Origin of the sequence: Photorhabdus aballayi (genome assembly GCF_026153155.1) — a bacterium.
GTDB lineage: Bacteria > Pseudomonadota > Gammaproteobacteria > Enterobacterales > Enterobacteriaceae > Photorhabdus > Photorhabdus luminescens.
Genome location: NZ_JAPFCD010000031.1, coordinates 20016 through 36728, shown reverse-complemented (window position 1 = coordinate 36728; position 16713 = coordinate 20016). Strand labels below are relative to the sequence as shown.

Below are 16713 nucleotides of genomic sequence, written 5' to 3'. Positions count from 1 at the left end.
AGGCAACCATGAGTCGTACCCGTTACGAAACTGATGTAGTTGTTTGGACGAATGAGCCATCGGTTAGTGCATTTTTTGAAAGTGGTTATTTGAGCTTTCCGTAGTAAAACTAACCGCAAGGTACCATCATCCATCTAATCTAGAAATCTCACACCGGTACAATTTCCTTAATTCTTCGACAACATCAGTATTATCAGTTTCACCTTTTACGACATCGCAGTTATTTCAATTGCATCATCATGTCCCGGGTAAAATTTAGTAGGCCCTGCATCCAGTGATTTGTAAGGTGCGTACAAGAAAAGCACCGCGAAATGTGGTCTTTTTTTAACCCTATAAAGTTGCCTGTAAAGGTATCATTTGTCCTATTCAGTTCAAAAAAGGTACTATCATGCCAGCTACTGACGAACAGCAGATTATTATTGACTATAAAGCTACCCCAGGCAGCATGGCTTGCGTGCAGGCTTATGCCGGTTCCGGGAAAACTTATACGTTGAAGTCCTATGCTGAAGCTCATCCAGAAATGAGAATACTGTATCTTGTGTTCAACAAATCTATCAGGGAAGAAGCTCAGAAAAAATTCCCGAAGAATGTGGACTGCAAAACCTCACACGCACTGGCCGCAGCCAAATTCAAACATTACAGCCACAAGTCGAAGCTCAACATAGCTGTGAAAGAATACAAGGATCTGATGGGCGAGGAGGATTGGCGAGTTGTGAAGCTGGCAATTAATGGCCTCACCCACTTCATGAACTCCACAGACTATGAAATTACCGTCCCCCACGTTCTGAAGGATATCGGTGATCCAGATAAAATCCCATCTTCCCGGATTGATGCCGCATTACGAGCCGCTCGTCAAATATGGAAACAGCAAATCGACCCTAAATCCGATGTACCCTGTACCAGCAATACCTTGTTAAAGCTCTTTCAGATGTCAAACCCGTCCCTAGATCAGGTCTATGACACAATATTGTTTGACGAAGCTCAGGATGCAAACCCTGTAACACTCGATATTGTCCTGAATAATAAATGCAGCAAAATCTTTGGTGGTGATGTTCACCAGATGATTAACCGCTGGCGTGGGGCAGAAAACGCTTTAGGTATCGTTGAAGAGAAAGGCGCTACGGTAATGCGCCTGACAAAATCGTTCCGATTCGGGCCAATGGTCGCAGCACTGGCGAATATTGTGCTTTCAATGAAAGGTGAGATCCATCCTCTCGTCGGTCTTGGCCCTTTGGATGAAATAACACAGCCCGAGGAAATCGCACAAAATGGATTCCATGCGGTCATATCCCGAACGTACATGGGTGTTATCCAGTCGGCCTATGAAGCAATAATGAGGGGTAAACGGGTCATGTGGAACGGTGGTATTGGCAAATACAACCTTGATGAATTGCTTGACCTCCATGCAATGAAAACCAGCAACTACCAGGCTATTAAAAACCCCCGTGTACTCAGTGATTATGGAAACTGGGTCAACTATCAGGAAATCGCTGAGACGACCAAAGACGTCAATATGATTCGAGCCATACGGCTAATAGAAAGCTATGCCGATATTCCTGGCATGGTTGATACGATGCGTGCAAATGAAGCCCGAACAGAGAAGGATGCGGATCTTATCGTCACCACGGCTCATACATCTAAAGGTATGGAGTGGAATAATGTTATTCTGAATAATGACTACCCCAGCATTCTGGAAGCCTTAATAATGAAAAAGCCTAAACAGGCCATTATTGATGAAATGAACCTGCTGTATGTTGCAATAACCCGAACTCAGGAATCAATCAATATTAACTATGCCCTTATAGAGCTACTAGAAGAATACAAGCAACGGAGAGAACGAAATGTTTCAATAGTTTTGCTCTAAAAATAAGCCCGGTAATTTAGCCGGGCTGTAATAGGTATTACTTGTCGTCGTTTGTGACGTCTGTTTATTTAACTGGTGGGATTTCATCGCTTTCAGAATTGGCTTTACCTTCATTGACCATGCCTTGAATGACTTCGACAAACTTGGCAAACGGCTGAGCGCCGACAACAGCGACTTCTTTACCAGTCACGTTGTCGCGGACAATTGTGGTCGGCGTACCAGTCACGTCACTTTTTGCCCCCAAATCCATATCTGTCTTGATACGCTGAATGACTGCCTTATCAGTCAAACAAACATCATATTTGGCTTTATCGATCTGAAACAAAGCGGCCATCTGCTCAGCACCGGCAAACCCTTTACCATTGGTTTCGGTATTCATAAACCAGTAGTTGGTTGCAGCCCAGAAGCCCTGCGCGCCTTTTTGCTGGCCGATACATTCAACAATAAGCGCCCCTTTAGTTGACATCGGCTCATGGAACGACAGCGGGAAATGACGCCATTCCCAGTTAACAGCGCCGTTATTCGCTGTATCAACGAGGTATTTCGGTGTCTGGTGGAAACGCCGGCAGAAAGGACACTCCATATCTTCATAGTTGATCAACGTGAAGCGTGCTTTTGGATTACCGTAGATATAGCGACCTTCTTCGTCCACACTGGTATTCTCCCAGCCTTTAAAAAGATCTTTACGCTGTTTTGCTAACTTATCTTCTTCCAGCCCGACCAACACCTGCTGTACTGCCGATTTAAAATCCCCTCCAGAAGTGGCCATCCCAACCTGCGCTGATGTCAGTTTTGCGGATACGTCAGACAATTGCCCCTGAACAGCATTGATTTTGCTATCGAGAGTAAACATTTTAATTGCCGTATAGACGGAAAATCCGGCCGCAACCAATACCAAACCGCCAATAATTATCGGCCCCAATACCACAGCTTTATTTACCTTAGTTTCACTTTGCACTATTCCCCCCCAGAAATGCATTAGTTACTTAAACTTGGTTGTCTGGTTATCGACATGCATCTTAATGCGATACTGTCGCAGCTCTTCCGGCTCCCCCTTCGTCAACACGTTAATTTCATGCTGGGAAAGCCGGTACCCCGGTGTAGAGCAATAACGTTCTTTGATCTGCAAATACTCAGCCCGGGAAGCGTTCTGCTTGTTGTTGGGAAGCAGGAAAGAGTTTTCATCACAAAAGCGTGGAGCCTGGCGAGGATCATTTGCATATTGAGTTCTGGAAACGCTAGTGAGCAAAATCTGAGTGTAGGCATCACGAGCTACATATCGAGTGCCACCCAGATCGTGAACCGCATACGGACTGACAAGAGTATGCTCATAAGCCGGATAACGCAGCGCTGCACCACCTTGCTCAGTCCCATGCCAACTTTCGGAAAACTGATAGCCCTGTGGGTACTCTGCTTTAGCCTCAGTCACTTGAGTTTCATCAACATAGGTGAGTTTTTGTTTTTCAATACCGGAACAGCCTGCGAGAACCATTCCGACAATCACTACCAGAAGAAGCCGCGCATAACGTTTGGTCTCTTTCATCGCTAAGTCTCCGGTTAGAAAGTAAAGCCATTATCCGAATTTTTCACATTGGACGTTATGGTTAATAGGGACAAAACGCGGCCCTTTTCCTTACACACAGCCAAACCTTTTCAGTTAACGTATTTACATCTAACTGGAGAACCCTCTGATGCTTAAATTCATTAAAAACCTGTTATCTGGCAATGCAGGCAAACACAATGAAGCTAACATGCTGCATACAGACGTCGAAGAAATTGACTCTCTGCTAGATGACACGATGCGAAAATTAGTGTTGCCTCCGGATGTATTGCGTTATCCACCAGCGGAAATCGGTTTTCCGGCTATGGTACCGGGTGAATCCATTCTGAAACGTTATCAGGATGATATGATCATGGCGATCAAACGTGAGTTGAATATTCGTGACAGCGAATTCAACCAGCTGATGATGCCCATGCTTATTAATTTCGCAAACTTTGTTCAGTTTTTCCCTGCTTCTGAGCACCACCACCATCGTGCGGCCAGTGGGCTGCTGCGCCACTCTCTCGAAGTTTGTTTCCAGTGTATTCGTCGTGCAAAGAACTTCGAGTTCGATTCAATGGAAGTGCCGGTTGTAAAATCAAACCGTGTCTTAGCATGGCGTTTAGCTATTGCTGCTGGCGGACTGCTTCACGACATTGGTAAGCCTTTCACTGACTTTGAAGTCTGGGATAAAACTGGAGAACATCACTGGCCCCCTGGTCGTATACCAGTACATAAGTGGGCAAAGAAAAACAAAATCGACCGTTTTTTTTTGGTCTGGAAATCCGGTCGCCACCAACAACATCATTCCAGCACTAACGCAATGCTAATGATGATCATGCCTCAGGAATTGCATAACTTCTTACTCAAAGAAAGTAATGACATTTACAACGAGTTGACGAGTGCTTTAGCCGTGAACTCTGTCCGAGCAGAAGGGGCCGAAGAGAATGTACCGGATAAGAAAAACAAGATTTTGAGAATCATCAAAGAGGCTGATTCACTTTCAGTACGTTATGATATGCAACGCTATAACGGTGATGCCATCCGTGCAACACAGTCTGGTGTACCAGCTGTTCAACGTGTGGTGGATGCAATGCGTTACCTGCTTAAAAAAGGTACTTGGCAACCGAACAAGCCGGGGAGTCCAGTTTGGGTAACATCTCATGGTGTATTCATAGTTTGGGGTACTGCCGTAAAAGACATTACTTCCACAGTAAAAAAATCAGGCGCTATCATCCCTCAGTCCGCCGGTAGTTTGGCGGACCTCATGATGAGTTATAGATTATGCATCCCGAACGTCAATAGCAAAGAGAATACCGCTTACTGGCGTGTAGCCCCTCACATCATAAACGACAAAGACTCCCGTAACAGCAAAGAACCGAAAGTTGCTTTGAGCTGTTTGCGGCTGATCTCGCCTGAAGTTCTGTTTGTGGACACAATGGAGCCCCTGCCTCTCTCTTGCCGCATCCGTATTGAAGGTGAATGGCGAGAGTTTCTCTCCAATAAAGGCCGCAACGTTCCTACTCTTAAGGAAGGCTTCCCCTATGTTGGTACCAATCCACCTGCCGGAAACAGTATTCCACCAAATGTTAACCCTGAGATCCTTAAAGAAAACACGCTAATTCCTGACATTGATAAATCACCGTTAGATCAGATGTTCGGTCCAAATAACCCGGTTACGCCTGAGAATGCTCACCAACTTCTTCGCAAGCTGAATCTACTATCTGAAGAAGACTACCAGCGCGTTAACACTCGCCGTAAAGCAAAGGCTAACAAAAAGCCCGAGGAAGCGTCTGAACTTATTACTCAGGAAAAAGAAGAATCCATATCCAAACCAGAAGCCAGTAAACAAAGCGAAAACAATTCTAACGAAAAGAAATTGAGTCTTACTGAGATTTTGAGCTCGGCTCAAACCGAAATTGAATTTGATGAAGGTGATAAAACGTCAGAAGTAACTCACACTGGTAATGAAGGCCCTTGTAGCCTAAAAAAAACACTCGCCCGCTTTAACATTGCTGACCAATATGAAGAAGATGAAAAACATCTTTCTTCTGCACCTGTCGCACCAGTTGATCCAACAAAAGAAGCTCGCAAAGCCCTCCAAAAGAAACAGGATGAAGTAGATAGTGGAGATTTTGCGAATAACTACGATGATACCACCCATTATCAGGAAGAGAATGACTTTGGATACAGTGAATACGCTACGCAAATTGCTGTACTGGCAGATGGAGTGACATTTCATGCCGCACCAAGTTTGCTGTTCCGGAACGGTACTGATGAAGCAAAAAAAATGTTGGTGGAATACGTGGCCGCGAACGTGGATAACCTTTTTCATGAATCCGGCCATTGCTGCATCATCATGGAAAAAGGGTTGGAAAACAACTATTTCATCCCAATGCAAAACTCCAATTGGATCTGGCACCCCTTTATGGAGTCCCCTTCGGATTTCTATACGCATCGTTCACAAATGTGTTTCTATCTGCGCCGCGAGCTTAACGAAGATATCGCACAGATGTCCAATGGACGCTATCGCAAAACCATCAGTCCTATCGACCTATCTCAGGTATCAGTCAATATGAATGACCTTTGCCGGGCTATTGTACTGAAAGGGACTCAAAAACAGGCCTACAACGGCAATCCCGTGATTTCATTATCCGCAATCATGAAACGCCGTGTCGCAACGGAGCTAAATATTAACTTCAATCAGCTTCAGCAAATCATGATTGATCAATTCGATTTCACTACCCGAACTGGCGTTGATTACATCCTCGCTACTGATGAACGTATTCAGAATTTTATGGTGAGTAAAGATGAGTGAATGGAATTATAACATTCGCTGGAGACCTAATTTCGAAGCAATGGAGGTCGCGGGATGGACAACCGGCATTGTTGCTGCGTTAGGCGTTAATACTTACTTAAACATGCCGTCTATGCCCTGCTATCTGGCCGTAGCGGTTCAAGCTGCATATGGTATCCGTACATTGCCCAGTGCATGGGATATTTATACCCATAAGCGCAGACTAAAACGCAAACCGAGTGTACTGAAACTGAATATGGATAGCTTCATTGATGCCATGATCAAACATCCGGACAGTTATCTGCTCGGCTATGGATTTGAATGGAGCCAGAATGAAGGTCAGTTAGCCTTCGAACTAATTAAAAGAGATATCAAAAAATTCGTTGGCAAAACTCCAGAAAACTTCATGGGCCTCGGCTGGATTCATGCATTGGGCAAAACACAAGACTGGATCAGGGTTTCCGAAGACCTCCTTTCTCTGCACACGTTGATCACAGGAACCACGGGTTCGGGGAAAACAACCTATTTTAAACTCATGATCCTGCAAGCAGCATTGAAAAAACAACCACTCATTCTCATCGACCCGAAAAACGATGAAGAATTGGCCGATTGGATGCACTTTTGCCTGAAGCTGGTGGGATGTAGTGAGAAATTTAACTACATGTCTCTAGCTCACCCTGAAAAATCAGCGCGTATCTCGCCAATTACCAACTACACCCGCGCTGGAGAAGTGGCAAACCGTATTACTTCTGTTATCCAACGTTCAGATGGTACCAGTGACCCATTCGTGTCATTCGGTACCATGTCACTAACAACGGTAGTTGAGCTGATGAAGATCTGCGAAATCAAGCCTACGCTCAAGAATGTAAAAAGCCAGCTTGGTTCCGATATTTCTTCTCTCGCAGAGCTACTGGTCAAAGCCATCACCAAAGAAGGCCGAAAAGTGCTAGGTGAAAATGACTTTGACCTCCTGTTTACATTGCGAATGGAACGTTACGCCAACAAGGTTAAAGGTCCGAAAGAAGTCGCTGAAATTTGCGCTGAAATCTATCGCAATGATATTAAACCAAACCGCAGTAACCCTTCATTGGAAGCCGGTCTAAATATGCTGAGCCACCAGCGTGAACACTTCCAGAAAATGATTCTGAACGTGATGCCAATCCTGAGCCAGCTGACTCAAGGCTTTATGACAGAACTGCTATCTCCTGATAGCGAAGATGAAGATCAGCTGAATGACACACGCCCTATTTCGAACGTGCGCGACATTATCACTACGGGCGGTATGTTATATCTCGGCCTCGACTCACTGGCCGATGCCGAAACAGGTTCAGCTACCGGGTCAATTTTCCTGTCAGATATCACGTCTGTGTCTGCTGACGTATACAACTTCATGAAGCCACGTGGAGATGACCTATCTCCTGTGATGGTGCTTATTGATGAGGCCGCTGAAGTCATTAATGATCAGGTTATCAAAATGTTGAACAAAACCCGTGGCGCAGGATTCCGCCTCTTCATTTCTTCTCAGTCAACGTCTGACTTTGAAGCCCGTCTGGGTTCTGAGGCCAAAATGAAACAGGTTATTACCAACACTAACCATTTTACTGCCCTTCGCACCCCTGATCCTGACGCACAAGAAGCTGTGATGAAACGTGTACCACCTACGAAATTCCGTTATCTGATGCGTGGACATGGCTCAAACGCCGGTGCTGACCCGGAGATGATTTCTGGTAACGTAGCTGAACGCCTTATGGAAGAAGAAGGTGAGCTGTTCCAATCCCAGCTTTTAGGCTGGTTACCCAATCTGGAATTCATGGCAATCAATCAGGCAAATAAGATTGTCAAAGGTAAGGTACCGATCATTATTCCCCCCAAATCCAACGCTGAATTCAATCGGGTATCCCAAAAGGCCAAAAAATATCTGGCACTCTATGAGAAAAAAGTTCGTGGAGAAAAATCCCGTATCGCTCCTGGAGGTTAATCCATGCAGAAAACCAAGTCCTTATTCATGCGCAAAGAAGAATATGCCGCTTATGATGGACTGATTTTCATCTGGCCGTGTATTGAGAACATCACACTCAGCATGATTGCTCTATTACCAGAGCCAACACCTAGCTGGCGAATTGCTGATGCTATTCAACGGGCGGTTGCTGCATATCATCGCCCCACTTCAGAGCCGTTGAGCGACTAGGAACGTCTCGCTATGTACTGCCTTGAGCTAGCCGGTTTTACCGCCAGTGAGTTCAATTGTCTTCTGTCACCACAAGAATGCAGGCGACCACGTCGTTTGACGATGGAGCTGTTGGCAGATACCCGCAAGAAACTTAATAAAAAGGGGGAGAAGTAATGCTTGATCAACTGACTGAAGAAAAGTGGCCCCAAACAATAAAGATGACCATCATCTGGAGTACCGCAATTCTTTTCGTTATCTCCATGTTTTTCCCGGTTGAGTATGTCTACAGCAATGTGAAAAAAGAAATTGGCTGGGGTCATAAAATGATCGGAAATGAGGATTTCAACATCGTTTTGGGCCACGCAACCGAAAACTACCATTCCATATTCGTTGAAACGGGTATAGACGGTGGTCTGCGTGAATTCTACCGGTTGTCTCCTCAGGATATCGCGAGTCAGGGTGGTCCTCTAAATATGATCGCGACCATATTCCTCAATATGGCCGAAAACCTGAACTACTGGTTTTATATGATCGTGTACCGAATCACGCTGAACTTGTACTGGTTGCCGTATATGGCCGTGGTGATTTTCCCGTCCATTTTTGCTGGAACCATGAGATGGTTATCGAAACGCTATAACTTTGGTTATGCCTCTCCGTTCCTTAACCGTCGCAGTATGGTCCTGATTGGCTGGGGTATTTACAGTATTCTGTTGTCCCTATTTGTGCCTCTGCCTGTGCCACCAATGATAGGCGCAATCATCATGATAGTGATGATCCCGATAGGCACTTCTCTGCTTATCGCCAATCTTCCAAAGCGAATTTAAAGCTACCTGAAAAGCGCCGCATTTTGCGGTGCTTTTCCTTATCGGCCCCTTGTTTTTGTTTGATAAATTAGCCCTGCGAGGTGAAGCATGGCTAAGAAAACGTTATTCACGCTGTCTGCTGTTTTCAGCCTGACAGCCACAGCAACATTAATCTCTGCCTTTTTAGTGTTTGATAAATCGGCTCAGATTAATGCGATGCAGAAAAAAATTTCCAGCAATTCATACCTCAGTAGCCGCGACGTTATGGATAAAGAAATGGCAAAAGTATTACTGCCATATCTCCAGAGACAGAAAGCAAAAGAGAAATTGCGAGGCACAGTGAAAAAACCGGACACGGTTTATGTGCCCAGGCAATTACAACAATCGCGAGGGTATTAATGAAAAACACAACGTCTTTGAAATGGGTATTTGGCCTCCCGTTTGCCATGCTGATGGGCGCACTGGTGGGCACGGCATCCTTCATGGCCTACACGCTACATAATCAGGAACGTTTGTTAAATGACCTTGCGGTAGTAGCTGACACTCACAAAACGGTTGTTAATAACCGCACTGAGCTAGAGCAAGCCTTCAGCCAGTATATAAATGCGTCCGGTTTAAAAGTGTCTGGGCTGGATACGACTGGCAACGCCGGTGGTTCAGTGGAGTACAGAACCGGATATCAATCAGAAACTGCCTATACGCCTTCAACTGACAATGAGCGTATCTATGGCAATCCGGATGCGCAGTTTTTCGTACTCGAATATTCCGACTACGAATGTACGTATTGCAAAGAACATTTCCCACAGATATTGGATCTCGTCGATTCCTCTTCCGGGAATATTGCTCTGGTTTTCAAACATGTTCCTGTTCACGGTCAGGCTTCACGAACTGAAGCATTAGCTGCTGAATGTGCTGCTGAGCAAGGTGGCAATCCTGCATTCTTCAACATGTCCCGTGCAATTTTCCGTTATACGCAATCTGACGGGCGTGGCATGAGTGTACCGCTTGATCAGGTTGCTCGCGAAACTGGGCTGGACGACAAACGCCTGTTGGAATGCGTCAACGCCGCAAAACCTTCGGCAAAAATAGCCGAGGATGTTCAAGAAGCTGGCCGACTGAACATTCAGAAAACTCCAACTAACATCGTGGCTTATGGGGATAAATCCGCGATGGTTCAGGGTGCAGTAAGCGGTACTGGACTTATGCAAATGATGGTTCAGTTAGCTGAGGGGGACAGTAAATAGTTTTCGCTGACGAACATCCGCGATAAAGGTGCCCTTGCGAAAGGGGTATGGTTAATTTGGGGGTTATTGAATCATGAGTGAACCAGTCTACATATCACATTCTGTAGATGATCCACTGAAGTTCTTCTTCTGGTCAGTTGACGAAGCAATGCCTTTTTTCGTCATGCTAGGTATTGGGGTTTTTACCGGGCGCATTTTTACGATGGCACTTCTCGGTATCGTAACCACCCGATTCTATGGTGGATTTCTGCAAAAGGCATCAGAAAAGTATTTTCTGCACCTTTGTTACTGGAAATTCGGGGTGTCATTTGGGAAGAGCACCATTGTACCTAACGCATTCGACCGGGAGTTTATCGTCTGAACAGCCAGAATTTTGAAAAAGGGCTTTTAAGTCTCAAGGGGGAAAACAAAACCCTTAAATTTTCCCTTCTCATTGCTATGTTCATTGCTGGCATTCTTGCCATAACCATTATGAACCGCTCGCAAATTGTGACTATTGTTCCTCCGAACCTGACGCAAACCGCCTGGTTGGACAAGAACGCAGCCAGCGCTCCGTACATGCGAGCGTGGGCAGTTTACATTGCTCACTCTCTCGGTAACGCGACTCCTGCATCGGTTGATATGCTGAAAGAAGCAATCGGTCCTTTTTTAGACGCAAACATTTACACACCAGTAATGAAGCGTATTGACGATCAGATTGACCAGATCAAACGTGACCGTATCAGTCTGTCTTTTACGCCGATTCGCGTGATCACTGATCCGGTCGCTCCCGGTACCTTCTATGTCGAAGGTAATCAGGGGCTGGAAGGTATTACCGGTAAGCCTGTTACTACGCCGGTTAACTTCCAAATCTCTATTGATATTCAGGGTTACCGCCCTATCGTTACTTACATCAATATCAACCAGGGTCGCTCAGAACTCCCTAGTGATGCTGCGAAAAGAAAGGACAAAAATCAACAGGTCAAACAAGGTAACAAAAGTTAACAATGACGAAAACAACGGTGGGAAATTTCGTTAGTTGTTACAGCTCCGTTACAACCGAAAAGATGGGTCAAAAGTTCCCATTCCCGCACCTGCGGTAAACAAAGTGAACAGATGGGGTTAACTACTCATTTTTGTTGGCCGCATCGCTTTAAATGTAAATCCAGTGTCTTTAATTAGGTGCTCTAAATCCAGTAATGCGTCTGCCACTATTCGGGGGGCTAAATGTTGAACAGCAAACACTTAAGTATTTTGACGCTGGCGGTGGCGTCTATAATTGCGAATCCACTGTATGCGAATAGCAACGCTTTGACTGTTGATCAAGGCATTGTTCTCAAGCGTTCCGGCCAGTCACAGGCTGCGAAGTTTTCAGAGCGAGGTAACTTTACTGCAATTGCCGATGAGTCCGATAACGCACAGGCAAGTGATAACCTAACCGTCGACGGGCGCAATATCCAGCCGGTTCCTGACTCTATCATCAAACCAATCCCGTTGACCAATGACGTAATTCCTTCTCGTCAGGATATCATCATTGAGCCCGGCGTTAACACTCTGATCCCAATTTCTATTAATCAGATCAACCGTATTGTTACGCCTTTCGAGCACCCAACTGTTCAGCGTTTGAAGCTCAACAACGTGATAGTGAACGTACATGGTAACGTGGTCTATGTATCCACTTCCAATACTAATCCAGTTGCGCTGTATATCAGCGAAAAAGGTGACGAAAGTGTGGCTATCTCGCTGTCTCTGGTACCCCAGAAAATTGCACCTATCCAAGCAACGCTGATGCTTTCTCGTAAGCTGAATAATGCAGGTACAACTGTTGGCGTCGGCCCGGCGGGTTCTTTTTCCTATGGTGGGAGCGAAGTAAAAGCACGTCGCTGGGAACAGAAAGACAACTACGTTGAAACTATCCGCAACATTATGCGCACAATTGCTCTGGGAGACATTCCTCCCGGATACTCGATGGGAAATCTCTCTCGTGGTATCAACGTGCCGAACTGTAATTTCCATACCGGTACTGTTCAGGACGATATTAAATATACCTTCAGCAGCGGTCAGCACATGCAAGGCAGCCTGTTTAGCGTGATTATCGGAGTAGCCCAAAATACAGGTTCATCAACTGTAACTATTGATGAATCCCTGTGTACTCACCCGAATCTGGCTGCACGGGCTTTGTGGAGTCGAAACACACTTCAACCCGGCAAAAAAACTGAAGCCTTTTTTGTGATTCGTAATACGCAGCCAAGTGAGCAAGCTATTGAATCAATGCGTCCGAAGCTTGCGGAGTAATATTCATGATTAATGTGTCAGAAAAATGGGCATTCATGTCGGCCAAGAAAAAAAGATTATTGGTTTGGGGTGGCGGATTGGCTGTACTGATCCCGATTCTGTTATTGCTAATGCCGGATGTGCCAGCACCACGCTCCCGCGTCAATGATGATAAGGTCATTTCCAGCATTCTGACGGACTCCGATACCACCGGGGTCAGCCAAAACGCTATCGCAGCTCGTTTACGTGCTCTGGATGAATCCATGATGAAAAACAATCAGCAGATCGAAATGCTGGCTAAAAACAGCAATATAGATGAAATCAAAAAGCGACTTACTGCACTAGAAACCCAGCAACGCAATGCTTCCCTGGAACAAGCTGCACTGAAAAAACGTTTGGAAAACAGCACAAATGCAATGCCATACCCAGCCTCTTCCACATTACAAACCAAGAGTCGTGAAGATTATAACGTTCCGAAATCCAACAATTTTGGAACGGTTATTAAATTAATACGGCCAAACGACTATAACAACGGTAACACTCTCCAACGCGTTTATCAGACTGTAGAACAGCCGGATCCAGCTGATTTCGGCTCTGATACTGTCCGTAACAAAGATAAAACCGGGAAATCTGTTGAACCTGTTGTTCCAGACATTGTTACCGTCCAGGAAAATACAAAAGAGGAAGCCGCTGCCAATCAGGAAGAAAACCCTGAATTCCAAACTTACCTTCCGGCTACCTCGATCATCAGCACGGTATTGATCTCAGGTATGGATGCTCCAACCGAACGCAATGCTCGCAAAGATCCTTATCCGACACTGGCTCGTGTGAAGAAAGACGCTATTTTGCCAAACCGTTTCCGTGCAGATATCCGTGAATGTGGTCTGCTAGCTGCGGGCTTTGGCGATCTTTCTTCCGAACGTGCCTATTTCCGCACTGAAGTGATCACCTGTATCCGCGATGATGGCACCGTATTTGAAGCACCAATTGACGCCTATGCGGTAGGTGAAGATGGTAAATCCGGCGTGCGCGGTCGTCTGGTGACTAAACAAGGGCAGTATCTTGCGAAAGCACTGACCGCAGGCTTCCTACAAGCAGCATCACAACTCTTTAGTGTGCAAAACATCCCTACTATCAACGTGCGTCGTGATGGTGATGACAAAAATGGCTCCCCTTACCAACAGGTTATGAGCAGCACCGCATTTCAGGGTGCCGCGATTGCTGGCGTAGGTGGTGCATTGGATCGTCTGGCTGACTTCTACATGCAAATGGCCGGTGACCTATTCCCTGTCATCGAAATCGACCCGGGTCGTAGCGTGGATTTTATCGTTCAGAAAGGCGTGACACTCAACTTTACCCGTATCGCACCAAAATCTATCAATTCCACTGGGAGTAATAAATGATGCTGAAATGCCTTGCTGCATTATTAATCGTATCTGCCGGGACGCTGGGCACAACTGGCTGTACTCTGGTTGAAAGTAATTCTGAGTATGGATGCAAAGGTATGCCAAATTCAGTAGCCTGTATGAGCGTTCGTGATGTTTACGACCTCACTGATGGAGATGACTACCAAGAACAAATTGACGACGCATCGGAAAAGCAACTTTCGGGAAAGCCTGTGGAGCTCAAACGCCGTGGTAACGTAAGCGCTCCTGGATACGTTGGTAGTCGCTATGTTCCCGTCCCTGCTTCTGCTGCAAATCCTCAGCCCATTCGTACACCTTCTGTCATCATGCGCGTATTAATTGACCCGTATGAAAGTACAGACGGCGACTTAAATGTACCAGGGTATGTGTACACCGAAATTGAACCTCGCCGCTGGGAAGTAGGAGCGCGTAACACCACAACATCAACCGCAGTGATACGCCCTATGGCTTCATTCTCTGCTAATTCTACGCCTGCCGAGGCAACTGAGCAAAACAATAACGGCACGAAACGAAAGTAATTTTCACAGGACGTCACCCATTACCCGGCTATTGAACTAAGTAGCCGTGTATATCTAAAACTTTGACCAAGATACATGACCATATTACATCCACGGACTTTTTATGCTCCAAATACATAAAATTTATATAGGATTAGATAAATGAAATTAACTCTGAATAAATTAAGCACAGCAACTACTGCCTTCTTTCGCATTTGTAGCAAACACGATTACCCCCAATATTATCAATGTTGATATTATTGCAGGAGACGAAAATAAAATTTCCTATGACATTAATTACGACAGAAATAATACCTGCACAGGCAGAATGAAAACAAATTATCGGCTCGAAAAATAATATTCACAATTCATCCAATCTCGTTTTAACCAGTAGTGAAAATACACTATAAGCAGGAACAAACCATTAACTCTCGTACAGACAAACTAATTAGCGATTCCAGTGCTGAACAAATAACCATTAATAATCGTACCAATGACCCGGATTAACCATAAACGCGATGTACGTATCGAAGAAGATCGCCAAACGTTGGCTTCGGCCAACAGTTATACCAATAAACGGTTTAGCGAACTGAAAGACCATGTTGACCGCAATGAGAAGCTTACAAATGCAAGTACGACTTCTGCAATTGTTAGTATCTCGTATCTGAACGCTTAGTCTAGTTTCTGTGTAGCGCTCGGCATTTACCATGATCAATCCACTATTGCAGTTGGTACAATTTACTCAATTAACAGCAATACTAATGTTCACTTGAACATTTCATGAAATTCTTCTGCTAGTTTAGAAACTGGTGCCAGTATTGCTTTCGGATTCCGATAACAGTAATTGCAAATATAATAAGCAAAGGAGCTTCAGCCCCTTTTTTAATTACTAAAAAAATGCGGTCTTATATATTTTTTACAATTTGGAATAATTCACTGGTTTTAACCAAACAAGACGCTATCAAACTCAAAATGTTATATAAAATCACAGTATTTCGTCTTTCAGTATCATTGAATGGAGTAGTTTGTTAATCGTGTTCTAGTACATGATCATAACCGCTGATTGAAACCTGGGATTTTTCATACTAATATTGCTTTGCGTGAACGCCATACCGCAAAGTCTATTGCGCAAAGTCGCTCAGTATCACAAACCCCCGTGAGCTGAATCCCCACCCGGCTTATGCATAGACAGGAGTTTATGTAACAGGCCCACTCCCCAAGTGGGCCTGACTCTTTATCTAACTTCTACCAACTCTCAAAACGTCTTTTTTTGGAGACGTTTTGCGGTCATTTTTCCTGCTAAACGACTTTCCCACGTGTGAAAATGCACGTTCCTACAACTGGAGTGCATTCTATGAAGCTAAGCAAGAAAGTCCTCTCTATAATCCTTTTCTCGGCGCTTTCAGCATCTACTTTTGCTGCAAACGAAGCTGATAATGTTGATACCATTTTCAACGATAAGGAGTTCCAAAACGTCCCGAAAAACGGTCTGGACGTGAAGCGTTTCGTTGTTCCGACAAACGGCATTATCGCATTGGAAGTGGATGGCAAAGTCAACCTGCTTTCCTCCAATGGCCGTTTTGTCTTTCAAGGCACAATGTATGACACTTGGGCCAAGAAAAGCCTAGCGACGATGGAAGATATCGGCAAATACGCCAGTATCATTCCGATCAATGAGTTAAAACTCAATGTCGCTGATCTGCACCCAGCCATTTGGGGGAATGGCCCGAAAAAAGTGCTGATGTTCACCGATCCGAACTGTGCGCACTGCGTCAACGCACTTAATCAACTCGCTGATCTAGACCCTAAAGAGTACACTGTAAACGTGCTCTCTCTCAGTGCGCTCGGCCAGAAAAGTCAAGAGCGTAACAAAGAACTTTTCTGTGCTTCTGATCGCTACCGTGCTGACCGGGCCATTATCGGCCACGACACTAAGCAAAAATTTGAACAGATAAAAGACTGCGACCTTCAGCCGCTGGCTCGTCGTCAAGTCACTGCTCAAGTACTCGGCGTCAGTATGATCCCATTCATCATTCGTGATGATGGTACATACAGCATTGGCGTGCCCAAACAGGGACTGAAAAATTTTCTAGAAGGCAAATAGCTACCTGCGTGGGA

At 45.1% G+C, this 16713-nt stretch carries 17 protein-coding genes; 15 read left to right on the top strand and 2 right to left on the bottom strand.

Annotation, left to right across the window (positions count from 1 at the left end; genetic code table 11):
• The first annotated feature begins 388 nt into the window (after positions 1 to 388).
• Positions 389 to 1864 (top strand): 3'-5' exonuclease, encoded by a 1476-nt coding sequence (locus OO184_RS15405; RefSeq protein ID WP_132346956.1) that lies wholly within the window; start codon positions 389 to 391, stop codon positions 1862 to 1864.
• Positions 1865 to 1928: 64 nt separating this feature from the next.
• Here the strand turns inward: OO184_RS15405 and OO184_RS15400 are convergent, their stop codons facing one another.
• The gene (locus OO184_RS15400) at positions 1929 to 2822 is read right to left on the bottom strand and encodes a DsbA family protein (RefSeq protein ID WP_265379934.1); all 894 of its coding nucleotides are present in this window, start codon (positions 2820 to 2822) and stop codon (positions 1929 to 1931) included.
• Between the two features lie 24 nt (positions 2823 to 2846).
• Positions 2847 to 3407: a hypothetical protein gene (locus tag OO184_RS15395; RefSeq protein WP_265379933.1), complete on the bottom strand. Its 561-nt coding sequence runs from the start codon at positions 3405 to 3407 to the stop codon at positions 2847 to 2849.
• A 148-nt stretch (positions 3408 to 3555) separates the two neighbouring features.
• Here OO184_RS15395 and mobH point away from each other — a divergent pair, with 148 nt between their 5' ends.
• From mobH to OO184_RS15325, 14 genes are all read left to right on the top strand, one after another.
• Entirely contained in the window at positions 3556 to 6222 is a 2667-nt protein-coding gene (mobH, locus tag OO184_RS15390) for a MobH family relaxase (protein ID WP_265379932.1), read from the top strand.
• Positions 6215 to 8179 carry a conjugative transfer system coupling protein TraD gene (gene traD / locus OO184_RS15385; RefSeq protein ID WP_265379931.1) on the top strand — a complete coding sequence of 655 codons (1965 nt, stop codon included), beginning with the start codon at positions 6215 to 6217 and terminating at the stop codon, positions 8177 to 8179. The genes mobH and traD overlap by 8 nt, the downstream gene beginning before the upstream one ends.
• 3 nt (positions 8180 to 8182) lie before the next feature.
• Positions 8183 to 8389 (top strand): hypothetical protein, encoded by a 207-nt coding sequence (locus OO184_RS15380; RefSeq protein ID WP_132346946.1) that lies wholly within the window; start codon positions 8183 to 8185, stop codon positions 8387 to 8389.
• Between the two features lie 12 nt (positions 8390 to 8401).
• Positions 8402 to 8545 (top strand): hypothetical protein, encoded by a 144-nt coding sequence (locus OO184_RS15375; RefSeq protein ID WP_192900858.1) that lies wholly within the window; start codon positions 8402 to 8404, stop codon positions 8543 to 8545.
• Positions 8545 to 9195, top strand: a complete 651-nt coding sequence (locus OO184_RS15370; RefSeq protein ID WP_265379930.1) for an IncC plasmid conjugative DNA transfer DtrJ family protein — start codon at positions 8545 to 8547, stop codon at positions 9193 to 9195. Before OO184_RS15375 ends, OO184_RS15370 begins: the two co-directional genes overlap by 1 nt.
• An 87-nt stretch (positions 9196 to 9282) precedes the next feature.
• Positions 9283 to 9573 carry a hypothetical protein gene (locus OO184_RS15365; RefSeq protein ID WP_132346942.1) on the top strand — a complete coding sequence of 97 codons (291 nt, stop codon included), beginning with the start codon at positions 9283 to 9285 and terminating at the stop codon, positions 9571 to 9573.
• Between the two features lie 83 nt (positions 9574 to 9656).
• Positions 9657 to 10418, top strand: a complete 762-nt coding sequence (locus OO184_RS15360; protein WP_265379929.1) for a DsbA family protein — start codon at positions 9657 to 9659, stop codon at positions 10416 to 10418.
• Between the two features lie 73 nt (positions 10419 to 10491).
• Entirely contained in the window at positions 10492 to 10779 is a 288-nt protein-coding gene (gene traL / locus OO184_RS15355; protein ID WP_265379928.1) for a type IV conjugative transfer system protein TraL, read from the top strand.
• Positions 10755 to 11402 (top strand): TraE/TraK family type IV conjugative transfer system protein, encoded by a 648-nt coding sequence (locus OO184_RS15350; protein WP_312023706.1) that lies wholly within the window; start codon positions 10755 to 10757, stop codon positions 11400 to 11402. The genes traL and OO184_RS15350 overlap by 25 nt, the downstream gene beginning before the upstream one ends.
• Before the next feature lie 222 nt (positions 11403 to 11624).
• Positions 11625 to 12692, top strand: a complete 1068-nt coding sequence (locus OO184_RS15345; protein WP_265379927.1) for a type-F conjugative transfer system secretin TraK — start codon at positions 11625 to 11627, stop codon at positions 12690 to 12692.
• A 5-nt stretch (positions 12693 to 12697) separates the two neighbouring features.
• Entirely contained in the window at positions 12698 to 14074 is a 1377-nt protein-coding gene (locus tag OO184_RS15340; protein ID WP_265379926.1) for a TraB/VirB10 family protein, read from the top strand.
• On the top strand, positions 14071 to 14616 hold the full coding sequence (gene traV, locus OO184_RS15335; RefSeq protein WP_265379925.1) for a type IV conjugative transfer system lipoprotein TraV: 546 nt from the start codon (positions 14071 to 14073) through the stop codon (positions 14614 to 14616). The genes OO184_RS15340 and traV overlap by 4 nt, the downstream gene beginning before the upstream one ends.
• 472 nt (positions 14617 to 15088) lie before the next feature.
• Positions 15089 to 15271, top strand: a complete 183-nt coding sequence (locus tag OO184_RS15330; RefSeq protein ID WP_265379924.1) for a hypothetical protein — start codon at positions 15089 to 15091, stop codon at positions 15269 to 15271.
• Positions 15272 to 15949: 678 nt separating this feature from the next.
• Positions 15950 to 16699, top strand: a complete 750-nt coding sequence (locus OO184_RS15325; protein WP_265379923.1) for a DsbC family protein — start codon at positions 15950 to 15952, stop codon at positions 16697 to 16699.
• Positions 16700 to 16713 lie beyond the last annotated feature (14 nt).